This window comes from Klebsiella sp. GB_Kp056 (genome assembly GCF_040064755.1).
Classification (GTDB): Bacteria; Pseudomonadota; Gammaproteobacteria; order Enterobacterales; family Enterobacteriaceae; genus Klebsiella; species Klebsiella quasipneumoniae.
Map to the genome: position 1 here is coordinate 11,889 of NZ_JBEAJA010000037.1, position 24,938 is coordinate 36,826.

Annotated in this window: 22 protein-coding genes; 8 read left to right on the forward strand and 14 right to left on the reverse strand. The window is 59.4% G+C overall.

What is annotated here, in order from left to right:
* Nucleotides 1-85: 85 nt before the first annotated feature.
* On the reverse strand, nt 86-1,264 hold the full coding sequence (manA, locus tag ABLV52_RS04595; RefSeq protein ID WP_023289494.1) for a mannose-6-phosphate isomerase: 1,179 nt from the start codon (nt 1,262-1,264) through the stop codon (nt 86-88).
* Between the two features lie 201 nt (nt 1,265-1,465).
* Between manA and fumA the strand changes: the two genes are divergently transcribed.
* Nucleotides 1,466-3,112: a class I fumarate hydratase FumA gene (gene fumA, locus ABLV52_RS04600; RefSeq protein ID WP_172740459.1), complete on the forward strand. Its 1,647-nt coding sequence runs from the start codon at nt 1,466-1,468 to the stop codon at nt 3,110-3,112.
* A 337-nt stretch (nt 3,113-3,449) separates the two neighbouring features.
* Nucleotides 3,450-4,850: a class II fumarate hydratase gene (fumC, locus tag ABLV52_RS04605; RefSeq protein ID WP_023289496.1), complete on the forward strand. Its 1,401-nt coding sequence runs from the start codon at nt 3,450-3,452 to the stop codon at nt 4,848-4,850.
* On the opposite strand, the gene tus is transcribed toward fumC, so the two are convergent.
* The 4 genes from tus to rstA all read right to left on the reverse strand — a co-directional run bounded on the left by tus (nt 4,840) and on the right by rstA (nt 8,721).
* Entirely contained in the window at nt 4,840-5,772 is a 933-nt protein-coding gene (gene tus, locus ABLV52_RS04610) for a DNA replication terminus site-binding protein (RefSeq protein WP_032452693.1), read from the reverse strand. The two genes, fumC and tus, sit on opposite strands and share 11 nt — an antisense overlap.
* A gap of 75 nt (nt 5,773-5,847) precedes the next feature.
* Nucleotides 5,848-7,149 carry a two-component system sensor histidine kinase RstB gene (rstB, locus tag ABLV52_RS04615; RefSeq protein WP_032452694.1) on the reverse strand — a complete coding sequence of 434 codons (1,302 nt, stop codon included), beginning with the start codon at nt 7,147-7,149 and terminating at the stop codon, nt 5,848-5,850.
* Nucleotides 7,150-7,412: 263 nt separating this feature from the next.
* Nucleotides 7,413-7,775 (reverse strand): hypothetical protein, encoded by a 363-nt coding sequence (locus ABLV52_RS04620; protein WP_023289499.1) that lies wholly within the window; start codon nt 7,773-7,775, stop codon nt 7,413-7,415.
* A gap of 229 nt (nt 7,776-8,004) precedes the next feature.
* The gene (gene rstA / locus ABLV52_RS04625; RefSeq protein ID WP_023289500.1) at nt 8,005-8,721 is read right to left on the reverse strand and encodes a two-component system response regulator RstA; all 717 of its coding nucleotides are present in this window, start codon (nt 8,719-8,721) and stop codon (nt 8,005-8,007) included.
* 128 nt (nt 8,722-8,849) lie between these two features.
* Between rstA and ABLV52_RS04630 the strand changes: the two genes are divergently transcribed.
* On the forward strand, nt 8,850-9,185 hold the full coding sequence (locus tag ABLV52_RS04630; protein ID WP_023289501.1) for a GlpM family protein: 336 nt from the start codon (nt 8,850-8,852) through the stop codon (nt 9,183-9,185).
* Here ABLV52_RS04630 and folM read toward each other — a convergent pair.
* From folM to ydgH, 3 genes are all read right to left on the reverse strand, one after another.
* The gene (gene folM / locus ABLV52_RS04635) at nt 9,182-9,904 is read right to left on the reverse strand and encodes a dihydromonapterin reductase (protein WP_032452696.1); all 723 of its coding nucleotides are present in this window, start codon (nt 9,902-9,904) and stop codon (nt 9,182-9,184) included. The genes ABLV52_RS04630 and folM overlap by 4 nt on opposite strands.
* A gap of 36 nt (nt 9,905-9,940) precedes the next feature.
* A complete protein-coding gene (locus ABLV52_RS04640) occupies nt 9,941-11,323 on the reverse strand; it encodes an amino acid permease (protein WP_044522700.1) in 1,383 nt (460 codons plus the stop codon).
* Nucleotides 11,324-11,500: 177 nt separating this feature from the next.
* Nucleotides 11,501-12,451, reverse strand: a complete 951-nt coding sequence (ydgH, locus tag ABLV52_RS04645) for a DUF1471 family protein YdgH (protein WP_004887044.1) — start codon at nt 12,449-12,451, stop codon at nt 11,501-11,503.
* 521 nt (nt 12,452-12,972) lie between these two features.
* Between ydgH and pntA the strand changes: the two genes are divergently transcribed.
* From pntA to ABLV52_RS04660, 3 genes are all read left to right on the forward strand, one after another.
* Nucleotides 12,973-14,502 (forward strand): Re/Si-specific NAD(P)(+) transhydrogenase subunit alpha, encoded by a 1,530-nt coding sequence (pntA, locus tag ABLV52_RS04650; RefSeq protein ID WP_064157569.1) that lies wholly within the window; start codon nt 12,973-12,975, stop codon nt 14,500-14,502.
* Nucleotides 14,503-14,512: 10 nt separating this feature from the next.
* Complete coding sequence (pntB, locus tag ABLV52_RS04655) at nt 14,513-15,901, forward strand: Re/Si-specific NAD(P)(+) transhydrogenase subunit beta (RefSeq protein WP_023289505.1); 1,389 nt, start codon at nt 14,513-14,515, stop codon at nt 15,899-15,901.
* A gap of 148 nt (nt 15,902-16,049) precedes the next feature.
* Entirely contained in the window at nt 16,050-16,238 is a 189-nt protein-coding gene (locus tag ABLV52_RS04660) for a YdiH family protein (protein WP_004887037.1), read from the forward strand.
* Nucleotides 16,239-16,357: 119 nt separating this feature from the next.
* On the opposite strand, the gene uspE is transcribed toward ABLV52_RS04660, so the two are convergent.
* The 3 genes from uspE to ogt form a co-directional block, all read right to left on the reverse strand.
* Entirely contained in the window at nt 16,358-17,308 is a 951-nt protein-coding gene (uspE, locus tag ABLV52_RS04665) for a universal stress protein UspE (protein ID WP_004887033.1), read from the reverse strand.
* A 138-nt stretch (nt 17,309-17,446) separates the two neighbouring features.
* Entirely contained in the window at nt 17,447-18,199 is a 753-nt protein-coding gene (gene fnr, locus ABLV52_RS04670) for a fumarate/nitrate reduction transcriptional regulator Fnr (protein WP_004887031.1), read from the reverse strand.
* Nucleotides 18,200-18,392: 193 nt separating this feature from the next.
* On the reverse strand, nt 18,393-18,908 hold the full coding sequence (ogt, locus tag ABLV52_RS04675; RefSeq protein WP_023289506.1) for a methylated-DNA--[protein]-cysteine S-methyltransferase: 516 nt from the start codon (nt 18,906-18,908) through the stop codon (nt 18,393-18,395).
* 267 nt (nt 18,909-19,175) lie between these two features.
* On the opposite strand from ogt, the gene ABLV52_RS04680 reads away from it, so the two are divergent.
* Nucleotides 19,176-19,334: a hypothetical protein gene (locus tag ABLV52_RS04680; protein ID WP_023289507.1), complete on the forward strand. Its 159-nt coding sequence runs from the start codon at nt 19,176-19,178 to the stop codon at nt 19,332-19,334.
* 32 nt (nt 19,335-19,366) lie between these two features.
* Here ABLV52_RS04680 and abgT read toward each other — a convergent pair whose 3' ends face one another.
* From abgT to ABLV52_RS04695, 3 genes are all read right to left on the reverse strand, one after another.
* Nucleotides 19,367-20,893, reverse strand: a complete 1,527-nt coding sequence (gene abgT / locus ABLV52_RS04685) for a p-aminobenzoyl-glutamate transporter (RefSeq protein WP_044522707.1) — start codon at nt 20,891-20,893, stop codon at nt 19,367-19,369.
* A 123-nt stretch (nt 20,894-21,016) separates the two neighbouring features.
* Nucleotides 21,017-22,462, reverse strand: coding sequence for a M20 family metallopeptidase (locus ABLV52_RS04690; protein WP_348890072.1), 1,446 nt, complete (start codon nt 22,460-22,462; stop codon nt 21,017-21,019).
* Complete coding sequence (locus ABLV52_RS04695; protein WP_348890073.1) at nt 22,462-23,772, reverse strand: M20 family metallo-hydrolase; 1,311 nt, start codon at nt 23,770-23,772, stop codon at nt 22,462-22,464. The genes ABLV52_RS04690 and ABLV52_RS04695 overlap by 1 nt, the downstream gene beginning before the upstream one ends.
* Nucleotides 23,773-23,938: 166 nt before the next feature.
* Here ABLV52_RS04695 and ABLV52_RS04700 point away from each other — a divergent pair, with 166 nt between their 5' ends.
* On the forward strand, nt 23,939-24,847 hold the full coding sequence (locus tag ABLV52_RS04700) for a LysR family transcriptional regulator (RefSeq protein ID WP_044522727.1): 909 nt from the start codon (nt 23,939-23,941) through the stop codon (nt 24,845-24,847).
* Nucleotides 24,848-24,938: the final 91 nt, after the last annotated feature.

Here is a 24,938-nt window from a genome sequence, read left to right on the forward strand (position 1 = left end):
GCATTTGTCCATAAATGAAGCCAGGCGGAGAGACCGCCTGGCTGAGTTGTCATAATCAGTAAGCGCGACCTGAAAGGTCTGTCGTTTACTGGAGCTTATTGAACACGCGCGCCACGCGGCCATGGCCGCTGACCTGCACCGGCGATTCATTGGCGGCTACAAAGGCCGATTCGCCCGGCTTGAGGGTCAGGCTCTGGTCGCCTTTGCGCAGCAGGGCTTCGCCGTCGACGCAGAAAACGATCGCCGCGCTCGCCTGGGCCAGATCGCTGGCCTCGGCGGAGAGATCGTGCAGCGAGAAGGCAAAATCTTCCACCGGGATCGGGAAGTCCAGCTCCGCGCCGTGCCGCTGCGGCTGGGTCAGCAGCTCACCCGCCGGTTTGGCCTCGAACTTGACGTTGGCCACCAGCTCAGGGATATCAATGTACTTCGGCGTCAGGCCGGCGCGCAGCACGTTATCCGAGTTGGCCATCACCTCCAGCGCCACCCCCTGCAGATACGCGTGCGGCGTTTCGGCAAACAGGAACATCGCTTCGCCCGGATTCAGCTTCACCACGTTCAGCAGCAGCGGGGAGAAAAGGCCGCTGTCGTCGGGATAAAATTCGGCGATCAGGCGGATGGTCTGCCACGGTTCGCCCTGTTCGCGGTCCAGCACCTCGCGCAGCGCCTGCAGCGCCTGCGCTTTTTCCTCGCCCTGCATATTCAGCAGGCTGGCAAACAGCTGGCTCAGGCGAGCCGCGTCCGGCTGCTGCAGGAAGGCGCCGATCGCCGGGTGCGCGTTAGCCACCGGCTGCAGCAGGCTGACAATCTCGCTGAACTCGCGAAACGCGTTCATCGCCAGGAACGGGGTCAGGGCGAAGACCAGCTCCGGCTTGTGGTTCGGATCTTTGTAGTTACGTTCGGCGGCGGAGAGGGGGATGCCGGCGGCGTTCTCGCGGGCGAAACCCTCTTCGGAGGCCTGCTTGTTAGGATGGACCTGAATGGAGAGGGGCTGCGCGGCGCACAGCACTTTAAACAGGAACGGCAGTTCACCGAAGCGTTGCGCCACTTTGTCGCCGAGCAGGGCGGCTTTGTCCGCATCAATCACTTCGCGCAGCGAACGCGGCTGGCCGTCTGCCGCCAGGATCTGCGAGCTGCTCTTCGGATGCGCCCCCATCCACAGCTCTGCCATCGGCAGGTTGTCCGGGTTGGCGATGCCATACAGTTCAGTTAAGGCGGTGTGGCTTCCCCATGCATAGTTCTGCACGGCGTTAATCAGCTTTTGCATTCTCAATCCCTGTTTCAATCAAAGTAAAATTTATCGCCCTATTAAACCAGCAAACGCTGGAGAAGCAACTGCTGAAAGAAAAAGTCGTCCCTGTCTCAGTTTTTGTTAAAAAATTGTGTAAAATTGATCGACTCGCTTTTCTACAGGCACATGGAGTCCCTGCCTGAAACATAATCAGCCAAAGCAGTAAGTGAGAGTACAATGTCGAATAAACCGTTTGTTTACCAGGATCCTTTTCCCCTCAAAAAGGATGACACCGAGTATTATCTCCTCAGCAGTGATTACGTCTCCGTCGCCGAATTTGCCGGCCAGGAAGTGCTAAAAGTTGACCCTCAGGCGCTGACCCTTCTGGCGCAACATGCCTTCCACGACGCCTCCTTTATGCTTCGCCCGGCCCATCAGCAGCAGGTAGCGGATATCCTTAACGACCCGGAAGCCAGCGAAAACGACAAATACGTCGCCCTGCAGTTCCTGCGCAACTCCGATATCGCCGCCAAAGGCATTCTACCTACCTGCCAGGACACCGGCACCGCCATCATCATGGGTAAAAAAGGCCAGCGCGTCTGGACCGGCGGCGGCGACGAAGCCGCGCTGGCGCAGGGGGTATACAACACCTACATCCAGGACAACCTGCGCTATTCGCAGAACGCCCCGCTGGATATGTATAAAGAGGTCAACACCGGCACCAACCTGCCGGCGCAGATCGACCTCTATGCTACCGATGGCGATGAGTACAAATTCCTCTGTATCGCCAAAGGCGGCGGCTCGGCGAACAAAACCTATCTCTACCAGGAAACCAAAGCGCTGATCACCCCGGCGAAGCTGAAAAACTATCTGGTGGAGAAGATGCGTACCCTTGGTACCGCTGCCTGCCCGCCGTACCACATCGCCTTTGTCATCGGCGGTACCTCGGCGGAAGCGACGCTGAAGACCGTCAAGCTGGCGTCCACCAAATATTACGACGGTCTGCCGACCGAAGGTAATGAGCACGGCCAGGCGTTCCGCGACATTCAGCTGGAGCAGGAGCTGCTGGTGGAGGCGCAAAACCTCGGCCTCGGCGCGCAGTTCGGCGGCAAATACTTCGCCCACGATATCCGGGTGATCCGCCTGCCGCGCCACGGCGCCTCCTGTCCGGTAGGGATGGGGGTTTCCTGTTCCGCCGACCGCAACATCAAAGCCAAAATCAACCGCGACGGCATCTGGCTCGAGAAGCTGGAGAGCAATCCGGGGAAATATATCCCTGAGCATTTGCGCCAGGCCGGCGAAGGCGAAGCGGTGAAGGTGAACCTTAACCAGCCGATGAGCGAGATCCTGGCGCTGCTGTCGCAGTACCCGGTCTCCACCCGTCTGTCGCTGAGCGGCACCATTATCGTCGCCCGCGACATCGCCCACGCCAAGCTGAAAGAGCTTATCGATAACGGCGAGGAACTGCCGCAGTACGTGAAAGATCACCCGATCTACTACGCCGGCCCAGCCAAGACGCCGGACGGTTACGCCTCCGGCTCCCTCGGCCCGACCACCGCAGGCCGCATGGACTCTTACGTCGATCTGCTGCAGTCTCACGGCGCGAGTAAGATCATGCTGGCGAAAGGCAACCGCAGCCAGCAGGTCACCGACGCCTGCCACAAGCACGGCGGTTTCTACCTCGGCAGCATCGGCGGCCCGGCGGCGGTACTGGCTCAGCAGAGCATCCGCAGCCTGGAGTGCGTGGCGTATCCGGAGCTGGGGATGGAGGCGATCTGGAAAATCGAAGTGGAAGACTTCCCGGCGTTTATCCTCGTCGATGATAAAGGCAACGACTTCTTCCAGCAGATCCAGACGTCGCAGTGCGCCCGCTGCGTGAAATAAACCTGGCCGCCCTTCGGGGCGGCTCTGACCGATGACAAACCTGTTTTCGTTATCGTGCGCGCCTTCTGCCGGGTGGCGGCTTTCGCCTTACCCGGCCTACGAAAACAGCAATATCAACCGGTTATGCCATTCCCTGTCGGCCCGCGCCAGCGCAGCGCCGCCGGGCAATCGCTGAAGATGGCATGTTGTCAGCCGTCCGGGCCGCCCTTCGGGGCGGCTTTTTTATGCCGCTTTGCGGCACGAACCACCAAAACAACTTATCAATCTGGCCAATACTTACTCTTTTAAGCAGGTGAGCTTTGTCGCTATGACGCACTTTTCATCCAAGGAGAAAGTAATGACAACGCATCGCAGTGAAAAAGACTCGATGGGCGCCATCGACGTCCCGGCCGATAAACTCTGGGGCGCCCAGACCCAGCGTTCGCTGGAGCATTTCCGCATCTCGACCGAAAAAATGCCCGGGGAACTGATATATGCCCTCGCGCTGACCAAGCGGGCGGCGGCGAAGGTCAATCAGGATCTTGGCCTGCTGACGGCGGAGAAAGCCGGGGCGATCGTCGCCGCCGCTGACGAAGTGCTGGCCGGAAAACATCCCCAGGAGTTCCCGCTGGCTATCTGGCAGACCGGTTCCGGCACCCAGAGCAATATGAATATGAACGAGGTGCTGGCTAACCGCGCCAGTGAGCTGCTCGGCGGTGAGCGGGGGATGGCGCGAAAAATCCACCCCAATGACGATGTCAATAAAAGCCAGAGCTCGAACGATGTGTTTCCCACCGCCATGCACGTCGCGGCGCTGGTCGCCCTGCGGGAAAAATTGCTCCCGTCGCTGCAGGCGCTGCGGGCCACGCTCAACGAAAAGGCGGTGGCCTTCAGGGATATCGTGAAGATCGGTCGCACCCATCTGCAGGACGCCACGCCGCTCACCTTAGGCCAGGAAATCTCCGGCTGGGTGGCGATGCTGGACCATAGCCTGAAGCATCTTGAAGCCAGCCAGCCGCACCTTGCCGAGCTGGCGCTGGGCGGGACGGCGGTGGGGACCGGGCTGAATACGCATCCGGAATATGCCGTGCGGGTGGCGGCCGAGCTGGCCTCGCTCAGTGGACAGCCGTTTGTCACCGCGCCGAATAAATTCGAAGCGCTGGCCACTGTCGATGCCCTGGTCCATGCCCACGGCGCGCTGAAAGGTCTGGCGGCCTCGCTGATGAAAATCGCTAACGATGTCCGCTGGCTGGCCTCCGGGCCGCGCTGCGGGATTGGCGAAATCGCCATCCCGGAAAACGAACCTGGGTCATCGATTATGCCCGGTAAGGTCAACCCGACGCAGTGCGAGGCCCTGACCATGGTCTGCTGCCAGGTGATGGGTAACGACGTGGCGGTGAATATCGGCGGCGCCTCGGGTAACTTTGAGCTCAACGTCTATCGGCCGATGGTCATTCACAACTTCCTGCAGTCGGTGCGTCTGCTGGCGGACGGCATGGCGAGCTTTAACGAGCACTGTGCGGTGGGGATTGAGCCGAATCGTGAGCGGATCACCCAGCTGCTCAACGAGTCGCTGATGCTGGTGACCGCGCTGAATACCCATATCGGCTATGATAAAGCGGCGGAGATCGCCAAAAAAGCGCACCATGAGGGGCTGACCCTGAAGGCTTCGGCGCTGGCGCTGGGCTACCTGACGGAAGCCGAATTCGATAGCTGGGTGCGCCCGGAACAGATGGTCGGCAGCCTGGCTACTCGCTAGCCAGCCAGAGGTGCAGACGAGGGATCAGTAATCTCAGCGCCTGCGCCTCCGGTTTGTAGCGGTATTGCACATTGTCGGCATCGTAGTTGAGCAATTCGCCAATATCCGGCACGCTGACCCCCTGGCTACCGGACATCAGGGCGATCAGCGGGCTGGGGCAGGCGTACTGCACCTGTTTCTGCTCGCTGGCATACCAGACGCGGGCAATCGGCTGCACTTTCACCGGCCGTTTGATTTTTAGCCGCGCCCGCTGCGGCAGGGCGGCGATATCCTGATACTCCCTTTCCAGTTTGCTCTGCCACTGCTCGCGGGTCCAGGGCGGCACCGCCCGCGGCGATTGCAGGCTTTTTTCCAGCATCATCAACACCTGGTCGCGGGTCAGATTTTTGATCACGTGTTTATTGGCCCAGCCGAAGCGGATAGTGCTCGGGTCGAGGAGGGGCGTTAGCGTGCGATAGGCGCTGAGGGTGATTAACCCAGGCAGATGGCGATGCACCCACTCAAAGCGGGCGGTGGGGGGCAGGCCAGCGTCGACAGTGACGATTTTCTCGAAGGTGGCCTTCAGGGCGTTAATCTGCTGAATGCGCGCCAGCAGCACCTGCTGTTCCGCGGCGGTGACCTGTAGACAGATAGCGCCCGGCAGGCGGACGGCGGCTTTGCTGCTGCGGGTTTCCGACTGCTGCTGGATAAACAGATGGCCGTAGTGGCGCAGGGCGAGATCCAGCGCCGCCTCGCCAGTGTGCTGGACGACCGTAATGTTCGCCAGCGGGTCGTGCTCGGCATCCTTACTGATCGCCGGCAGCTCAAACACCCGGCCCGCCAGCAGCCGGCAGGTCGCTAACGCCTGGCGTAGCGCCTGCAGCTCCAGCTCGATCTGGCGAAAGGTATCATTCAGACGTTCAACGAGGTCGTAGCTGGCCATCGCCTTCACCTTAGTTACAACATACTATTCGATTTTTCCAGCATAGCCAGCCCGCGGCCTCTGCGCAAGTTTTATTCAGGCAGAGGTAAAATCGGGCAACTGATGATAGACCGGCCAGCTAAAGCAGAAGCGGGCGCCGCCGAGTGGACTGGCCTCGCAGCGAACGTCGCCCCCCATCGCCTGGGCGATACTGTGGACAATGGCCAGGCCGAGGCCGCAGCCTCCGGTCGCCCGATCGCGGCTGGGGTCAAGACGAACAAAAGGTTCGAACACCCGCTCGCGCTCCTCGGGGGCAATGCCCGGGCCGTCATCGTCGACCTGCAACGACGCGCGGGAACCCTGCAGGGTCAGGCTGACCGCCACCCGCTGACCGCTGTAGCGCAGGGCGTTGTTCACCAGATTATCCAGCACCCGCTCCATCAACCGCATATCCAGCGCGCCATAGTTGCCGCGGGTCAGCGTCGCCAGGCCGACTTCGCGCTGCGGGTTGACCATCTGGATATCCTCGACGTGGTCGCTGATCCAGGCGGGGAAATCGGGGGTGGTCAGGCTGAGCTCCGTCTGCGGGCGGTCGAGACGGGCGTAGGTCAGGAGCTCTTCTATGAGCGCCTCCAGCTGGCCGATATCGCGGTTCAGCGCCTGCGATTCCGCCTCGGTGAGGTTTTCGCTCATCTCCAGACGGTAGCGCAGGCGCACCAGCGGCGTCCTGAGCTCATGGGCGATGCCGTCAATCAGCTGCTTTTTACTGGCAATGAGGGCGTTAATGTTGTCGGCCATCTGGTTGAAGGCCACCCCGAGCCGCTCAAAGCTGGACATGCTGTCAAAATGAATACGCTCGCTGAGGTGGCCTTCGCCAAAGCGCTGGGCGGCGGTCTCAATGCGCAGCATGTCCTGCCAGTGCGGACGCATCCAGATAAACACCGGGAAGGCTAGCGAGATAGCGATAAACGCCATCAGCGCTACGTCCAGGAGACGCATTTCATGCAGAAAATAGAGATAGGGCACCGGGCCCACGGATAACACATAGTGGCTGCGGGGGATGCGCTGGATAAAGGTGTACTGGTCGTCGAGCGCGACGATATCCCCGGCGCGCAGGTGCTGCATCGAGCTTTCCGACAATTTGAATTTGCTCATCGGCTCGATGTGCAGGTCGAACGACAGATTAAGATCCAGTTCTTTCAGCGTTTTGCTCCAGTCGCGAGGCGGAATTTCCCGCAGCTCGCTGCGCATCAGATACAGTGAGCTTTTCATCAGATCGTCAAGCGACTGCCGGCCGGCGCGTTCAGCGGTAAATTTATAGACCAGGCCCACCAGCATGGTCATCACCAGAAAGCAGACGAAGAGCAGAAGGTAGAACTGCACGAACAGCTTTTTCATTACATTACCGCATAGTCAAAAAGAGAAACCTGCCGGCGCCTCGGGACCATCTGCCCGGCGAGGCGGAAACGTCTCGGGTTTACCGGGGCGAGCCGAGGCCCGCGCGGGAGTAACCGATACGCTATCAAAGCAGGGTTTATGTCCCCTGACAATAGCCAGCCGGGGGAGCGACGTCGTTGAAAATGTGACAGTGTCACTTATTGCGAGCTTACCTCTGCATTAGGCAAGGATTGTCTCCAGTGTCATCTGCGCGCCGCTGGGCGCTACTCGCGATAGTAGGGGATATCCACCGGATAGAGGGTGGCCAGGCTCAGCAGTCGACAGCGCACCAGCTGTTTTGCTTCGGCATACCAGTAAGCAAATTCGCCGGTGGTCTGGTGGTAAATCATCTGATCAAGGTTAGCAAACGGGATCACCAGCAGCGGCCCCTGGCGCACGTATCCGCCGCCGGTTTCGAAATGGTGATCTCCCCAGGATTGCTGGGTATGTTGATAGCGGTGGAGGAGCACCTTAATTTGCCCGCGCTGTGGACAGAGGAGCCGGATATCGGCGTTGTCGAGGGAAAAAGCCCAGCCAGAGAGTGACGTGAAGAGGGTAAGTGCCAAAAGTACAACGTATTTCATCATGCAAAAGTCCTGTGTTTTCAGGCTTTATGCCATTCTGATAACGGTAAGTCCTTGAGCACAATCATATTGAGGGGTTATGTGATGGGCTTCTGTACGGCGAAACATATTGATTTACTCAATATGACAAACTGGCGGCGGCCAGCCAGCACGAAGGCGGCGGAAACGCGATGCGCATGCCGCCGGGGAACAGGCGGTAAACGGGCCCCTTTCAGGGCCGCAGAAGGACCGCTCAGTTGTCCCAGGCGTGGGGGGCGAAGAGGTAGCCTTTATTGCGTACCGTCTTAATCCGGTAGGGTTCTGTGGCGTTATCGAGCAGTTTTTTGCGCAGGCGCGAGATGGCGACGTCGACGCTGCGATCCATCCCGTCGTAGGTGACGCCGCGTAAATTTTTCAGCAGGGCGTCGCGGTCCATAATCTGCCCGGCGTGGGTAGCCAGCTCCCACAGCAGGTCGAAATCGGCGGTAGACAGGGCGACGCTTTCTCCGCCGAGCAGCACCTGGCGGTTGACCGGGTCAATGGTCAGTGAGCCAAAGGAGATGGTCTTGTGCGGGGTGAGCGTCGCAGGCGCGCCTGCTCCCGCCGGGGCGATATGCTGGCGCAAATGCAGACGCAGTCGCGCCAGCAGCACCGCCGGCGGGGTGGTCTTCAGGATATAATCGCTGGCGCCCATCTCCAGGGAGAGGATATGGTTCATATCGCTGTCGAGCGAGGTCAGCAGGACAATCGGCCCTTGCCATTGCCCACGCAGATCGCGACAGAGCGTCATTCCGTCCTTGCCGGGCAGCATAATGTCCAGGAGCACGAGGTCCGGTTTCTCCCGCGCGATCACTTCCTCTGCGCGGTCGCCGCGAGGCTCGACCACCACATCCATATCATGCTTGCCGAGATAGGCGGCGATCAGCGCCCCTACCTCAGGGTCATCCTCAACAAAAACGATTTTATTCATGTCTATTGCACATCAGTAAAAGAAGTAACATACACCGCGCCTATTTTACCCGCCATTCCTCTTTTATAAACAGCGCTAATTCCGCTATGCTGCGCTAACTTGTTGATTCATTGTTAAGGCATAAGGACATGGGGCTGTTAATCAAAGGGCTGCTGGGCGCGCTGGTGGTGGTGCTGATTGGCGTGCTGGCGAAAACCAAAAACTACGCCATCGCCGGACTTGTTCCGCTGTTTCCCACCTTTGCGCTCATCGCCCACTATATTGTCGCCAGCGAGCGCGGTATTGAAGCCCTGCGCACCACTATCGTGTTCGGTATGTGGTCGATCGTTCCCTATTTTATCTATCTGCTGTCGCTGTGGTACTTCACCGGGATCATGCGCCTGCCGTTGGCGCTGGCAGGCGCAGTGGGGTGCTGGGGGCTGTGCGCGTGGCTGTTGATTGTTGGCTGGAGCCGCTTCCACTAACGCAGAGGGCGACCGCCGTCGACGGCGAATGACCGGCCGGTCACGTAGCGGCTGGTAAACAGATAGTCGATAAGGTCGCTGATCTCTTTCTCGCCCGGGGCGATTTTCATCAGCGACTTATCCAGCGCCTGCTGACGATAAGCCTCGTCGTCACCTTCATTGAACATGATCAGCGACGGCGCAATGGCGTTGACTTTGATCTCCGGGGCCAGCTTGCGGGCAAAGGAGCGGGTCATGTTGTCCAGCGCGGCCTTGCTGGCGGCGTAGGCGATATGTTTATCGCTCCCGCGCTCCACCACGTAATCGGTGATATGGATAATGTCGCTGGCGGCATGGCCGTGGCCGCGCAGGAGCTCCTCCAGCGCGTGGTTGAGCAGATAGGGGGCATGGACGTGGATCTGCATCATGCGGTTGATCACCGTGCTGAGCGGTACGCCCGGCTTCTCCGCCATCCAGTCGCTGGCGTTGTGGATGATGGCCCGCAGGCCGCTGGTATGCGATTTAACCGCTTCGGCAAAGGTCAGAATGCCGTCATCGCTGCTGAAGTCGGCCTGCAGACAGAGGGCGCCCGCTTCGCGCAGGTCTTCGATCGCCGGATAGGGCGTGCGATAGCTGACGATCACCGGCTGGTGTTGCTGCAGAAAATGGTGCGCCAGCGCGAGGCCGATGCGGCGGCCTCCTCCTGTGATCAGAACCGGGCGGGGCTGTTGTTCAGCCATGGGTATCTCCTTTGATTTCTGCGGCAGGGCGACCGCTTACCCCACCAGCATCCACGTTGCCGGCACAGCGGCAACCAGCAATAAACCAATTAGCGCCAATTCGCGGCGTTTGAGCGAACGATCGTGCTGGTGCGTACGTCGGGCGTACAAAAAGACCAGAAGACCCGGAGCGTAAAGTACCACCGACAACAGCAAATGCACAGGTCCCGACGCGTATAATAACCATAAGCCATAAATACAGGCGCCGATACCCACCGCTTTATGCAGCGGACGGGTGGCGATTTTGAGCAAAAAGGCGCCGACCAGCAGATAGGGCACGAGGATCATCTCTGAGGCGATGGTCAGCAGGGTGCCGTAGTCCGAACCGGTCAGCCAGATGAGGACCAGCGACGCCTGAACGCTGATATTGGTCAGCCACAGCGAAGCGGAGGGGGCGTTGTTGCGGTTCTGGCGGGCGAACAGGCGCGGGAAGGCTTTGTGAGTGGCGGCGAGGTAAGGCACTTCGGCAGCCATGATCGTCCAGCTGAGATAGGCGCCACACACCGACACGATAAGCCCGGCGGCAATCACAATTTCACCCCACGAGCCCATCAGTCTGACCATCAGTCCCGCCATCGACGGGTTGCGCATTTCGGCCAGTTCGCTACGCGGCACCACGCCCAGCGACAGCAGGGTGACCAGCAGATACACCGCGAGGGCCGAAAGCACCGCCAGCAGCGTCGCGCGGCCAACGTCCCGCTTGTGTCGCGCGCGGGCGGAGACCACCACCGCGCCCTCGACGCCGATAAACACCCACAGAGTGATCAGCATCGTGTTTTTAACCTGCTCCCACACCGGTACGCCCAGCGCCAGGCCGCTGAAATCGAGGCGGAACGTATCCAGCTGAAAGGCCAGGGCGGCGAGGGCGACAAACGCCCCCAGCGGCAACAGCTTGGCGAGGGTGGCGACCAGGTTAATCCCCGCCGCCGTCTGCACGCCACGCAGGACCAGGAAGTGGACCACCCACAGCAGAACTGAAGCGCCAACGATAGACTGCCAGGTGTTGCCATCGCCAAACAGGCGCAGCTCAGGGGTATCGGTGAAGAAACTGAGCGCCGAAAAGACGATCACCAGATAGGAGACATTGGCGATCACCGCGCACAGCCAGTAGCCCCAGGCGGAACAGAAGCCGATCAGCTCGCCGAACCCTTCGCGGGCGTAGGTGAAGATCCCGCCGTCGAGGTCGGGACGAATACGGGTCAACAGCAGCATCGCGAAGGCGAGGAAAAGGATCCCGACGCCGGTAATCGCCCAGCCGATGAGCAGAGCGGAAGGGCTGGCCACGGCCGCCATATTTTGCGGCAAACTGAATACGCCAGCGCCGAGCATTGAGCTGAGGACCAGGGCGGTCAGGGCGCTCAGGCCCAGTTTCTTTTCCATTGCATTCCCGAGGTGAAAATGGCTGTTCCAGAATATTTATTTTGCGAAATCGCATAAAAATGGAGGATTGCGCTAAGGCGCGGGATTTTACGGAGTGTCCGGGGGCCATGCAATGGCGGGGGATGAAAAAAAATGAAAAGGCGGCAATGCGCCGCCTTTTTAGCCAGTCAGCAGCGATTATTTGTACAAATCGGCGCTGATGGTGATGTTGCCGCCGCGTTCCTGCCACTGGCGGGTAATGTGATAGTACTTCGCCCCTTTCTTCGCCGCGCGCTTTGCCGTCTGATAGGAGATCTCGGTCATGTTGCCGTAGTTGCCGGTGAACTTGATGTTATCGAACGGCACCATTTGCGCCGCAGTCACTTTGTTCACTTCTTCAACTTTGGTGCCGTCCGGCAGCGTGACAGTGTAACGTCCGCCTTTTGACGACTGGGTCTCGAAGAAACGACCTACGCCGGTGCCGGAGCCAACCGCCGCGGTGGTGGCGACGCCCGGGATTTCGACGTTTTTCGCCGCTTCGCCGCCTTTGGCCAGCGCCGCGCGGCCGGCTTCAGAATCAGCCGGGATAGCGTCCGGGCTCTGCAGAACGCGTTTCTCCGCATCTTTTTTGTAGATATAGGCGGTAATACGCTGGTTGCCGCCCTGGTTGGCGTCGACCTGGCGGACGATGAAGAACGCATAGGCGCCTTTCGCTTTCGCCGCTTTGGTGATGGCGTCGTTCACTTCCGGCTGGCTGCGATAGAAGCCCTGGACGGTGACGGTGTCGTAAGGCATCAGCTCAACGGCCTGATCTTTCGGCAGCTCCATCACGCCATTGATGATGCGATTTTTCGGCGCATCCGCTTTCGGCGCGTCGTCTTTATAGAGGTCAGCCGTGACGCGCCAGTTGCCGCCATTGCCGTAATCCGACGTGTCGACAACATAGAATGAGGCCGCGCCGTCTTTGTCAGCTTTGCGCGATACCGCTTGCACCGCGTCGCCAATGGCATTAAAGCGGCCGGTGACGACAACGCGATCGTAGGGCTTCAGCGCAGCCGCCTGCTCCGGGGTCAACTCGGTCGCTGCGTGGGCAGACAACGTGGCGGTTGTCAGGAGAGCAGACGCCAGGAGGGTGTTTTTAAGCTTCATAAAAATAATCCTTTGCCTTGCGCAAACCATATACTGGTGTTGTTGTTGACTGAAAACGTTTGATTATTGCATTTAATCGCCGTGACTGTCTGCGTCATTTTTTGCGTGCCGCCCGAATCGTATACTACGGAAAGATAACATTTTTCGATATGTTGAAAAAACAGCCGCTTGACCAGCAAAAACGATAATCGATACCACTTTTATTAGTTAATGTAATGTTAATACAATGATCTCAATGGCGATAAATGGCGTTTTATACCACTGGATAAGCGGATTATCAGGCCTGAGAGGCAAATTCAGGTAAATATTGCTGCCCGGAACCATCTGTGCTGACAATAAGCAATAAAATCAAAATTTCTGTTTTATCGCTGTAGATCACAATCGCTATTTTCAGTAGGTTATAAAAAGTTTGTTACTGTTTCATTTTGCAGACAGCGAAAGATGGCGAGGATGATTTTGCCGTCCTGTCGCTGTTGGTCAGAAAAGTAAACCATCATCAAAAACCGATGGAAGGGAAAACTATGCGTATTGGTGTACCACAAGAAAGGCTAGCCCAGGAGACCCGGGCCGCCGCCACGCCGAAGACCGTTGAGCAGTTGCTCAAACTCGGCTTTAGCGTCGCGGTAGAAAGCGGCGCCGGGAAGCTGGCCAGCTTTGACGATGAGGCCTTTGTCCAGGCAGGGGCTGAAATCGTGACCGGCGACGAGGTGTGGCAGTCTGATGTCATCCTCAAGGTCAATGCCCCGAATGACGATGAAATTGCCCTGTTAAACCCAGGAACCACGCTGATTAGCTTTATCTGGCCGGCGCAAAACCCGCAGCTGATGGAAAAACTGGCGGCCCGTAATATCAACGTGATGGCGATGGATTCGGTGCCGCGTATCTCACGCGCCCAGTCGCTGGATGCGCTCAGCTCAATGGCCAATATCGCCGGGTACCGCGCTATCGTTGAAGCGGCCCATGAATTCGGTCGTTTCTTTACCGGGCAGATCACGGCGGCAGGCAAAGTTCCGCCCGCCAAGGTGATGGTTATCGGCGCCGGGGTGGCCGGACTGGCGGCGATTGGCGCCGCCAACAGCCTGGGCGCGATTGTCCGCGCCTTCGATACCCGCCCGGAAGTGAAGGAGCAGGTGCAGAGTATGGGCGCCGAGTTCCTCGAGCTGGATTTTAAAGAGGAAGCGGGCAGCGGCGACGGCTATGCCAAGGTGATGTCCGAAGCCTTTATCAAAGCCGAAATGGCGCTGTTCGCCGCCCAGGCGAAAGAGGTCGATATTATCGTCACCACGGCGTTAATACCGGGCAAACCGGCGCCGAAGCTGATCACCCGGGAAATGGTTGACTCAATGAAGTCGGGCAGCGTGGTGGTCGATCTCGCCTCGCAAAACGGCGGCAACTGCGAGTACACCGTGCCGGGCGAAGTGGTGACCACCGCCAACGGCGTGAAAATTATCGGTTATACCGACCTCCCAGGCCGTCTGCCGACCCAGTCCTCCCAGCTCTACGGCACTAACCTGGTGAACCTGCTGAAGCTGCTGTGCAAAGAGAAAGACGGCAATATCGTTATCGATTTCGATGACGTGGTGGTGCGCGGCGTGACCGTGGTGCGCGAAGGCGAAATCACCTGGCCGGCGCCGCCGATTCAGGTCTCCGCTCAGCCGCAGGCCGCGGCGAAAAAAGTGGAAGCGCCGAAAGAAGAGGTCAAACCGGCGTCGCCGTGGCGCAAATATGCGCTGATCGCGCTGGCGATTATTCTCTTCGGCTGGCTGGCCAACGTGGCGCCTAAAGAGTTCCTCGGCCATTTCACCGTCTTCGCGCTGGCCTGCGTGGTGGGTTACTACGTGGTATGGAATGTCTCCCATGCCCTGCATACGCCGCTGATGTCGGTGACGAACGCCATTTCGGGCATTATCGTGGTTGGCGCATTGTTGCAGATAGGCCACGGCGGCTGGGTCAGCTTCCTGAGCTTTATCGCGGTACTGATCGCCAGCATTAATATTTTCGGTGGTTTTACCGTGACTCAGCGCATGCTGAAAATGTTTCGCAAAGGATAAGGGGTAGCACATGTCTGGTGGATTAGTTACAGCTGCATACATTGTTGCTGCAATCCTGTTTATTTTCAGCCTGGCGGGTCTGTCGAAACACGAAACCTCGCAGCAGGGCAACTATTTCGGCATCGCCGGGATGGCCATCGCTCTGATCGCCACCATTCTGGGGCCGGACGCCGGCAACGTCGGCTGGATTATCCTCGCGATGGTGATCGGCGGGGCCATCGGTATTCGTCTGGCGAAGAAGGTCGAAATGACCGAGATGCCGGAGCTGGTGGCCATCCTGCACAGCTTCGTGGGCCTGGCGGCGGTGCTGGTAGGGTTTAACAGCTACCTGCAGCATGAAACCGGTATGGAGCAGATTCTGGTCAATATCCATTTGACCGAAGTGTTCCTCGGCATCTTCATCGGCGCGGTGACCTTCACCGGTTCGGTGGTGGCGTTTGGTAAACTGCGCGGCAAGATCTCCTCCAAACCGCTGATGCTGCCTAATCGCCATAAGCTGAACCTGGCGGCGCTGGTGGTCTCCTTCGTACTGATGGTGATTTTCGTGCGCTCCGATAGCACCGGCACCCAGGTCCTGTGCCTGCTGGTGATGACCGCGATCGCGCTGGCCTTCGGCTGGCACCTGGTGGCCTCTATCGGCGGCGCGGACATGCCGGTGGTGGTCTCTATGCTCAACTCCTACTCGGGCTGGGCGGCGGCGGCGGCGGGCTTTATGCTGAGCAATGACCTGCTGATCGTCACCGGCGCGCTGGTGGGCTCTTCCGGTGCCATCCTCTCTTACATTATGTGTAAGGCGATGAACCGCTCCTTTATCAGCGTGATCGCTGGCGGCTTCGGCACCGATGGTTCCTCCAGCGGCGGCGATGAAGAAGTGGGCGAGCACCGCGAAATTAGCGCCGAAGAGACGGCGGAGATGCTGAAAAATTCGCACTCGGTCATCATCACCCCGGGCTATGGTATGGCGGTGGCCCAGGCGCAGTATCCTGTAGCCGAGATCACCGAGAAGCTGCGGGCGCGCGGCATTAAGGTGCGCTTTGGCATTCACCCGGTCGCCGGCCGTCTGCCGGGGCATATGAACGTCCTGCTGGCGGAGGCCAAGGTGCCTTACGACATCGTGCTGGAGATGGATGAGATCAACGATGATTTCAGCGACACCGACACCGTGCTGGTCATTGGCGCTAACGATACCGTCAACCCGGCGGCGCAGGACGATCCGAAGAGCCCGATTGCTGGTATGCCGGTGCTTGAGGTGTGGAAAGCGCAGAACGTGGTGGTCTTTAAGCGTTCGATGAACACCGGTTACGCCGGCGTACAGAACCCGCTGTTCTTTAAAGAGAACACCCATATGCTGTTTGGCGATGCCAAAGCCAGCGTCGATGCGATCCTGAAAGCGCTGTAATGTAACATTATTGTTTTACAACGTTTGTTTATAAGCCGTCTCCTGTGAGACGGCTTTTTTATATGCAGAAGGATGCCAGGAATTGTTCATAAAATAAGCGGCGAGAGGTGATATAATGTTCCGGTTCTTACATCAGACAGAGGATATTATGGATACCGAGTTAACCCCAACGCAGATGGCCATCGAATTCTTACGCCGCGACACCACCGTCATGACCCCAGCGCAGTATCTGAAAAAACTTAAACTGCTGGAGCTGGAGTTTGCTGACCTGATGGCGCTCTCCTCGCTGGAGCTGAAAGAAGAGATCGATCTGGCCTGGCGTCTGGGTATCCACTGAGTCGTTCATGCTCGCCATGCAATGACGGGGCCGCAAGCGGCCCTTTTTTGTGCCTGAGGGAAAGCGGGCAAAAAAATCCCCCGCGAGGCGGGGGAAGGTGAACGTTCCGGGAGGGAAGGTTAATCGTCGTCGTCGTCGTCCAGTTCCACCGGCGTCTGATAGGCCTCTGGTTTAAGCACCAGCAGATCGCAGCGCAGGTGGTCGACGACCTGCTCCGCGGTATTACCAAGGAACGCCGCGGAGAGGCCGGTGCGTCCGACCGTACCCAGCACCACGATCCCCGCCTGCAGATGCTCGGCGAGATCCGGGATCACCTCCTCAGGCAACCCTTTTTCCACATGGGTGAATTTCTCGTCAATGCCAAACTTCTGCCGCAGCGCTTTCATCGCCAGCAGATGCTGACCGCGAATGGCGTCGTTGTAGACGCTGGGATCGAAATCCGGCAGCTCAATCGCGATATTGATCGGGGTGACCGGATAGGCGCCGATAAGGTGTACTTCAGTATGGTTGACTTCTTCCGCCAGCGACAGCGTCTCGCGAACCAGCTTCTCGTTGAGGGTGTTGTGATAATTCTCTTCACTGGCCAGATTGACGGCGACCAGCGCTTTACCGCCTTCCGGCCACGGCTGATCTTTCACCATCCAGACCGGGCAGGGGCACTTACGCAGCAGATGCCAGTCGGTCGGGGTGAAGATCACCGCTTCCAGCTTGTCGTGCTGGTGGGCCATCTTCAGCAGCAGGTCGTGTTTCTCACTGATCACTTCCTGAATAATGGCTTCGAAGGGGCGGTTGTGCCACACCACTTTCACGTCAATCGGCACACCGGATTCAAGATAGAATTTCGCCTGCTCGCGGATCCAGGCCGTTCGTTGGGCAATGACGCCCTGACGCATCGCCGTCCGTTCGTCCGGCGACAGCAGGGTGGTCATTTCATAAGAAAAATCATAGATCGGCAAAAAGGCTTTGATGCGTCCACCAATCCGTTGGTGCAGGTACACCGCTCGCCTTAGCGCCGGCTGGTCGTCCTGGTTAGGATCGATTACTACCAGCATGCTCTGATACTTCGCCATACAGGGTCTCCTTACAACTGCAGCTACCGTCAGTTATTAAAAAGATAACCTATATGGATGAATTGAAACAGGGGAGGAGCCTGGTCAGATCAACAAATCTGAAAAAAATGCCGATCCTGACCAGGTGTTGCGCGGAGATTAAGCGACGTTACGCGCCTGACCGGCCAGCTGGGCCAGCAGGTCGCCGTTTTCAATGGTGATGTATTTGCCTTTCACCGCCAGCATGCCGCTCTTCTGGAAACGCCCCAGCAGACGGCTGATGGTTTCGACGGTGAGGCCGAGATAGTTGCCAATGTCGCCGCGGGTCATGGTCAGTCGGAACTCGCGGGGAGAGAAACCGCGCTGCGCGAAACGGCGGGACAGGTTATAGATAAACGCGGCCAGGCGTTCTTCGGCGTTCTTTTTTGAAAGCAGCAGGATCATATCCTGGTCGCCTTTGATCTCACCGCTCATCAGGCGCATCATCTGCTGACGCAGATTCGGCATTTTTCCGGAAAGATCGTCGAGGGTTTCAAAGGGGATCTCGCACACCATCGAGGTTTCCAGCGCCTGGGCGAAGCTCGGGTGCAGGCCGGTGCCGATGGCGTCGAAGCCCACCAGATCGCCCGCCAGATGGAAGCCGGTAATCTGCTCATCGCCTTGCTCGGTGATGGTATAGCTTTTGATAGTCCCGGAGCGAATGGCGTACAACGATTTCAGCTCATCACCCGCTTTGAACAAGGTTTGACCTTTCTGGATGGGCTTTTTCCGCTCGATAATATTATCCAGCTGATCAAGCTCATGCTCGTTCAGAGTAAAGGGGATGCAGAGCTGGCTGATACTGCAATCCTGACAATGGATAGCACAACCGCCAGACTGAATGCGTCGAATAATTCGCTTCTCAGGGATCATATGTCTGCTCAGGCCTTAATTGATATTGGTCAATTTTAACATCTTTTTGATGAGCAGGTAAGTCTTCAGGCTCTGAAACACGTAATATCAGCAGGGTAAATCAACACAGGCTGATATCTGCTTGATTAAAAATAGATTATTCAGCCACATTGGATTGTAAAATTACCTGAAAATTCCGAAAACGCATTTTCAGTCAAAGCAACAGATAGCCCTCGTGGCGCAGAAGCCACTCTTTACGCTGCACGCCGCCGGCATAGCCGGTCATTGTGCCGTTACGCCCGATGACCCGATGGCAGGGCACCACAATACTCACCGGGTTGGCGCCATTGGCGGCCCCCACGGCGCGCGCCGCGCCGGGACGACCGAGCGCCTCGGCCAGCTGACCGTAGTGCATCACCTGGCCGCAGGGGATCTCGCGTAACGCCCGCCAGACCTGGCGCTGGAAAGGGGTGCCGGCGGTGGCGGTAGGCAGGGTCTCGATAACGGCCAGGTCGCCGGCAAAATAGTCGTTCAGCTTACTGCTGAGACCGCCTGGATTGCGGCAGTCGACGCGCTGATAGCCTTCCCGGCGATAGTGTACATCGAGCAGGGTTTCCATCCGATCGCGGTGCTCGTCCCACTCGACGGCGCGCAAATTAAACTGTTCGTCGCAGAGCACCCACAGCGCCCCCAGCGGGGTATCCATTTTATCCTGCAGCAAGGTCAACATCGTTTCGGTCATCCACCATCGTACACGAGGGCCACACGATACCACGCGCCGGCGGCGGTCAACTATACTCCCAAAAGATAAACCCGCATCATCGACCGGCAGCCAGCGGCCGTTACGTTGATTTATTTTTGGATCGATCCTGGCGGGTTATCGGGCATGGTTTTTGCTACTTTTAAGCTGACGACGCCGGTCCTCCGCGCAGCTTTGCGCGCCCGGGAAGGTGCCGCCGCGTCGGCGCGGCGCGGTTAATAACTCAGAGGTGGGGCTATGCAATATATACTGACTGGCGTAATCGTATTGATCTTCAGCGGCCTGGTTATCCATGGCCTCACGCTGTTGCTCGAACGCGGGTATCGCGCGCTTTTCGGCATCTTCGCCGGAGCCGCGGATCTCCCCCGCAAGGTCAAAGTGAAGGTTCCGCGTTAAGCGTAAGCCGCCGTCCCTGGCGCTTCAACGGCTTAAGGAAGCCGCGGATAGATGCCAGGGCCGATGGGCAGTCCTGCCAGATACCATCCCACCAGCAACAGCAGCCAGACGGCGAGGAAAATCAGCGGGTAAGGGAGCACCAGCGAATAGTATGTCCCGAGGCGGGCGTCCGGTCGGTAGCGCTGTAAAAAACCGAGAAACAGCGGCACAAACGGTGAAACCGGCGCCAGCGGCAGCACCGATGAATCGGCGATGCGAAACAGGATCTGCGCAAACGCCGGGTGGAAGCCCAGCAGCATAAACATCGGCACGAAGATCGGCGCCAGAATCGACCAGATGGCCGAGCCGCTGGCGATAAACATACACAGAAAAGCCGACAGCAGCGCCAGACCGACAAACGCCGGGACGCCGTTCATGCCGGCGCTCTCCAGCAGGTCCGTCAGGCCAACGGCCATAAACTTGCCCATATTGCTCCAGTTGAACATCGCCACGAACTGCGCCAGTGGGAAGACCATCACGATAAAACCGGCCATCTCTTTCATCGGCTCAATCATCAGCTGCGGCAGATCGGCCTGGCGGCGAATTTTGCCGGTGGCGATGCCGTAAGCCAGCGACACGACAAAGAAGAAAAAGATAATCAGCGGCACGATGCCTTTGATAAACGGCGAGGGCATGACCGTGTGTTGAACCGGGTCGCGAAGAATGCCGTTTTCGGGGACCACCATCAGGGCGATGACCGCCACGAACGCCAGTGTCGCCACGCCGGCGATGCGCAGGCCGAAACGCTCCTCGGCGGTCAGGGTCTGCAGCTTGTCATCACGACTGCCTTGCCATTGGCCCAGCCGCGGCTCCACCAGCTTGTCAGTGATCAAACCGCCGACGAGGGTCAGGAGGATCACTGAGGTCGCCATAAAGTACCAGTTGTCGATCACGCTGACGTGCAGAGAGGCATCGATGGATTTGGCCGCCTCGGTGCTGATCCCGGAGAGCAGCACGTCGGTGGTGACGATCAGTAAATTGGCGGTAAAGCCGCAGCCCACGCCGGCAATGGCCGCCAGCAGGCCGGCGACCGGATGCCGACCGACGGCGAGAAACATCAGCGCACCCAGCGGCGGCATGATCACCAGCGCGGCGTCCGAAGAGATATGGCTGAAAAAGGCGATAAACAGCACCATATAGCTGGCATAACGGGCGCTAACGTGGGAGGCCATCTTCACCATCAGCGCGGGCAACAGGCCCACCCGCTCGGCAAAGCCGGCGCCCAGCACCAGGGCGAGGATCGCCCCCAGCGGCGCGAAACCGCTGAAGTTTTTAATCACGTTCGGTAGAAACCAGTGCAACCCTTCCACGCTGAGCAGGTTTTTGACCACCACCCGCGACCCGTCCGCAGGGTTTTGGACCCCGACGTTGAAGGCGGAGAGTATCGCCGTGGCGGCGATCAGCGCCACGATAAGATAGATAAACAGCAAAAACGGGTGCGGGACCTTATTACCGATCTTCTCTACCCAGCCATAGCGCTTTCCGGCGGGGGAAGGCGACGGTATGGATGACATACTCATGGGCGTTCCTCTGTTGTCGTTGTTGTGTTAGGCAGGCCTGCTCCCGTACTGCCGGCGATTATTATGGTCGGTGCGTGCCGCGATGCCGGTCAGCGTCTGTCAGGAGCGGTCTGGTCTGTATGGTTAGCGTAAAACCAACGGACTCACCTCCGCCGGGATCGGGCAGCGGTAGGGATGTTCTGCCAGCGCTTGCCTGAGCTCTCGCTGGCTGGCCTCCAGCAGCGCGCGGTCGCTGAATAAGCGGATCGCCGTCGCCGCGAGGACTTTCCCCGCCAGCAGCATCCCTTTATGGGCGATGGCGGTGCGTCCCTGGCTCACCAGCTGCCAGCTGTGCAGCGGGGTACCCACCGCGAAGCAGGGGCTGAAGCACTGGGCCACCGGCGCTTTCCAGCTGACGTCGCCGACGTCGGTGGAGCCAGCGAGGAGCGTATCCGTGGCCGCCCACGGCGCCACCTCATCAATCAACAGCGTGTCGCGGTGGCGACGAGCGAAGGTTTTCCCCGCCTCGCCGCCGGTGCCGGCGATATTGTTCAGGCTGTTGTTGATATCGTTGTCGCTGAGCGTGGCGCGGATCGCTGCGGCAAAGGCGCGCTCGTCGTCGCTCCATGCCGGCGTGCCGTAATGGCATACCGCCTGGTACATCGCCGCTTCGAGCGTGCGGTTGGGCAGATAGCCCGAGCAGGCTTTTTCAAAGCGGCAGCTGACGTGGGTCTCGGTCATCAGCGCGGCCCCCTGGGCAATCTTCTCAATGCGGGCGAAAATCTGTTCCACGTCGGCCATCTCCGGCGCGCGGATCAGATACAGCACTTCCGCCTGGGCCTGGACGACGTTGGGCGAGACGCCGCCGGTATCGGTAATGGCGTAATGAACCCGCGCCTTCTCGATAATATGTTCATTCAGGAAGTTGCTGCCGGTGGTCATCAGGGTGACCGCGTCCAGGGCGCTTCGCCCCAGGTGCGGCGAATTGGCGGCGTGGGCGGCGGTGCCGGTAAAGCGCCACGCCGCCTGAATGTTGGCGAGGGTGCGGGTGCTGAACATCCCGGCCCAGGCCTCCGGATGCCAGGTGAGGGCCGCATCGACGTCATCAAACAGCCCTTCGCGCACCATAAAGGTTTTGCCCGAGCCGCCTTCTTCCCCAGGGCAACCGTAGAAGCGCAGGGTGCCTGCGCCGCCGTGCTGCTGCAGCCATTTTTTAGCGGCCACCGCCGCGGCGAAAGCCGCCGTCCCGAGCAGATTGTGCCCGCAGCCGTGACCGTTGCCCCCCGGCGTCGACGATGTCGGCTCCGCGCAGTGGGCCTGCTGGCTAAGACCCGCCAGGGCGTCAAACTCGCCCAGCAGGGCAATAACCGGTTGGCCCTCGCCGACGCTGGCGATAAAAGCATTGGGGATCCCGCCGGCATCCCGGGTAAGCTGAAAACCTTCCGCTTCCAGGGCGTCCGCCAGCCGGCGGGCGGACCAGAACTCCTCAAAGCGCGTCTCCGGGTGATCCCAGATATCATCGGCGATAGCGCAATACGTCTCGCGGCTTGCCTCAATCACCTCGTCCACAAACTGAAAGATGGGTTCCATCACACCCCCCGCTGCCAGGGAAAGTTAAGCGCGACGCGCGCCAGGGTGTCGACCGCGACCGTCATTACGCTCTCGTCGAAGTCAAACTTCTCGTTGTGGTGACCGGAGCTCAGTTCGGTGCCGAATATCATGTACGAGGCGAGGCCGCCGCGCGCCTGGACCCGGGCCATCATCAGGGTGGCGTCTTCCGATCCCGCCGGGGCGGCGATGCGATCCACCGCCTGCTGCACGCCGGGCACAAGGGCGGCCTGTTCGCGCAGGTACGCCACCCACGCCGGCGACGGGGCGCTGGCGGTGGCCGCGCCCATCATGCGTAACTCGTACCCGGCTTGATGCATCGCCGCGGCCCCGGCGATGACGTGCTGCGCCCGGTCAAAAACATACTGATTGATGGCTTCGCTTTCGCCGCGGGTTTCCACTTTTAACAGGGCCGAAGAGGGCACCACGTTGCGTCCGGTGCCAGCCTGCATCACCCCAACGTTGACCCGCGACGCGCCGGCGCTGTGCGGTGGGATGGCGTGCAGAGCAAGGGCGGCCTGGGCGGCGGCGAGCAGCGCGTTGCGCCCATCTTCAGGCTTACCGCCGGCATGGGCGGCCACGCCGCTAAAATGCACATCGAATTTGGTGGTGGCCATAAAGTTGTCCCCCCCGCACACCACGGTGCCGACCGGAACGCCGGTGCCGATATGGATGGCGGTGAAATAGTCCACCTCGTCCACCACGCCGGCGGCCACCATCGCGCGGGCGCCGCGGGTACCCTCTTCAGCAGGCTGGAAAATCAGTTTAATGACCCCGTTGAGCTGGGCGGCATACTGCTTGAGCACATGCGCCAGACCCAGCCCGATGGCGGTATGTCCATCGTGGCCGCAGGCGTGCATCATGCCGGCGTTGCAGGAGGCGAAATGGTCGCGATGGGGGCGGTGGCTGTCATCGTGCTGCTCATTGAGGTCGAGGGCGTCCATGTCGACGCGAAAGGCCAGGGTTGGGCCGGGACGTCCGGTGTCGAGCGTCGCCACCACGCCGGCGAACCCGCCTTCAAACGCCGGCAACCAGCGTTCCGGCGCCCCTTGCTCGCGGGCGCGCTCGAAAGCCTGGGTCAGGGTCTCCTCATCCGGCAGCCCCATCCGGCTGTCGGCATCGATGACGTCACGCCCCAGCGCCAGCTGGTAGCCGAGTCCGTCGAGGATCTCCGCCACCTTGCTGGCGGTGCGAAACTCCAGCCAGCCGGATTCAGCGTGCAGGTGAAAATCGCGGCGCCATTGGGTCATGGCTGGCGCCAGCTGGCGCAGGTATTCATCAAGTTGCGGCATAGCTTATCCTGTCATAAGTAAAAAATGTGACGGCGTTCACGATGTGATAGCTTTTGTTTATCACTGACGCGCTACAGGCCTTAACGCTCTTAACCTGCCACAGCCTGATGGATTACAGTAGATGTCATTTTCTTCCGTCTGATAAACAACGGTTATCACCAAAAGCATGGCATTTCAGATTAAATTTCATCAAATTCGCGCCTTCGTCGAGGTGGCCCGGGAAGGGAGTATTCGCGGCGCCAGCCGCTCGCTGGCGGTCTCGCAGCCGGCCCTGACCAAAGCGATTAAAGAGCTGGAGGAGGGGCTTTCCGCTCAGCTGTTCGTCCGCCGCCGCCAGGGGGTGGCGCTGACTGACGATGGCGAAAGTTTTTATCAACATGCGAGCCTGATCCTCGAGGAGCTGCGGGCGGCGCAGGATGAACTGCTGCAGCGCCAGGGAGAGCAGGCCGGGCAGATCAATATTGGCCTTGGCGCCAGCGTCGCCCGGTCGCTGATGCCTTCGGTGATCTGCCGCTTTCATCAGCAGCATCCGCAGGTGAAGGTGCGGATCATGGAGGGCCAGCTGCTGGCGATGATCAATGAGCTGCGCCAGGGGGAGCTGGATTTCACCATCAACACCTACTATCCCGGGCCGTACGACCATGAGTTCAGCTTTGAAAAACTGTTTGAGAAACCGTTCGCGGTCTTCGCCCGCGCGGGGCATCCGGCGGCGCAGGCCACCTCGCTGGTGGAGCTGATGGATCACCACTGGACCATGCCGACGCCGCGCGGCAGCTACTTTAAACAGCTGCAGGACCGGTTTAATCAGGCCGGGCTGGCGCCAAAGGTGGATATTGTGTGCGAGACCTTCTCGTCGTGCATCAGCCTGGTGGTGAAAAGCGATTTTCTCAGTATCCTGCCGGTGGAGCTCGGCAACGATCCGATGATGGCGGACAAGCTGATGATGATCCCCGTCCGCGAAGCGTTGCCGACGGCGGCCTATTTTCTGATCCAGCGGCGCGACACCCGGCAGACGCCGCTAACGGCGTCATTAATCACCCTGTTTCGCCGCCAGAGTCGACAATTGTTTCCTTAACCGCCCGTCGCGCTCACTTTGCCAGCAGACGGGGCTAAACGCGTTGAGGGGGGAGCGCGAGGCGGCTATAGTAGCTGGCGACAGCCGCTGG

Coding starts and splice junctions, on each gene's coding strand:
- abgT (WP_044522707.1), bottom strand. CDS start 20,893: ATGAGTATGTCATCCATACCGTCGCCTTCCCCCGCCGGAAAGCGCTAT.
- fnr (WP_004887031.1), bottom strand. CDS start 18,199: ATGATCCCTGAGAAGCGAATTATTCGACGCATTCAGTCTGGCGGTTGT.
- ABLV52_RS04640 (WP_044522700.1), bottom strand. CDS start 11,323: ATGGAAAAGAAACTGGGCCTGAGCGCCCTGACCGCCCTGGTCCTCAGC.
- ABLV52_RS04630 (WP_023289501.1), top strand. CDS start 8,850: ATGGGGCTGTTAATCAAAGGGCTGCTGGGCGCGCTGGTGGTGGTGCTG.
- fumC (WP_023289496.1), top strand. CDS start 3,450: ATGACAACGCATCGCAGTGAAAAAGACTCGATGGGCGCCATCGACGTC.
- ABLV52_RS04690 (WP_348890072.1), bottom strand. CDS start 22,462: ATGGAACCCATCTTTCAGTTTGTGGACGAGGTGATTGAGGCAAGCCGC.
- rstA (WP_023289500.1), bottom strand. CDS start 8,721: ATGAATAAAATCGTTTTTGTTGAGGATGACCCTGAGGTAGGGGCGCTG.
- ogt (WP_023289506.1), bottom strand. CDS start 18,908: ATGTTGACCTTGCTGCAGGATAAAATGGATACCCCGCTGGGGGCGCTG.
- ABLV52_RS04700 (WP_044522727.1), top strand. CDS start 23,939: ATGGCATTTCAGATTAAATTTCATCAAATTCGCGCCTTCGTCGAGGTG.
- ABLV52_RS04680 (WP_023289507.1), top strand. CDS start 19,176: ATGCAATATATACTGACTGGCGTAATCGTATTGATCTTCAGCGGCCTG.
- ABLV52_RS04695 (WP_348890073.1), bottom strand. CDS start 23,772: ATGCCGCAACTTGATGAATACCTGCGCCAGCTGGCGCCAGCCATGACC.
- pntA (WP_064157569.1), top strand. CDS start 12,973: ATGCGTATTGGTGTACCACAAGAAAGGCTAGCCCAGGAGACCCGGGCC.
- manA (WP_023289494.1), bottom strand. CDS start 1,264: ATGCAAAAGCTGATTAACGCCGTGCAGAACTATGCATGGGGAAGCCAC.
- ABLV52_RS04660 (WP_004887037.1), top strand. CDS start 16,050: ATGGATACCGAGTTAACCCCAACGCAGATGGCCATCGAATTCTTACGC.
- rstB (WP_032452694.1), bottom strand. CDS start 7,149: ATGAAAAAGCTGTTCGTGCAGTTCTACCTTCTGCTCTTCGTCTGCTTT.
- folM (WP_032452696.1), bottom strand. CDS start 9,904: ATGGCTGAACAACAGCCCCGCCCGGTTCTGATCACAGGAGGAGGCCGC.
- ABLV52_RS04620 (WP_023289499.1), bottom strand. CDS start 7,775: ATGATGAAATACGTTGTACTTTTGGCACTTACCCTCTTCACGTCACTC.
- tus (WP_032452693.1), bottom strand. CDS start 5,772: ATGGCCAGCTACGACCTCGTTGAACGTCTGAATGATACCTTTCGCCAG.
- uspE (WP_004887033.1), bottom strand. CDS start 17,308: ATGGCGAAGTATCAGAGCATGCTGGTAGTAATCGATCCTAACCAGGAC.
- fumA (WP_172740459.1), top strand. CDS start 1,466: ATGTCGAATAAACCGTTTGTTTACCAGGATCCTTTTCCCCTCAAAAAG.
- ydgH (WP_004887044.1), bottom strand. CDS start 12,451: ATGAAGCTTAAAAACACCCTCCTGGCGTCTGCTCTCCTGACAACCGCC.
- pntB (WP_023289505.1), top strand. CDS start 14,513: ATGTCTGGTGGATTAGTTACAGCTGCATACATTGTTGCTGCAATCCTG.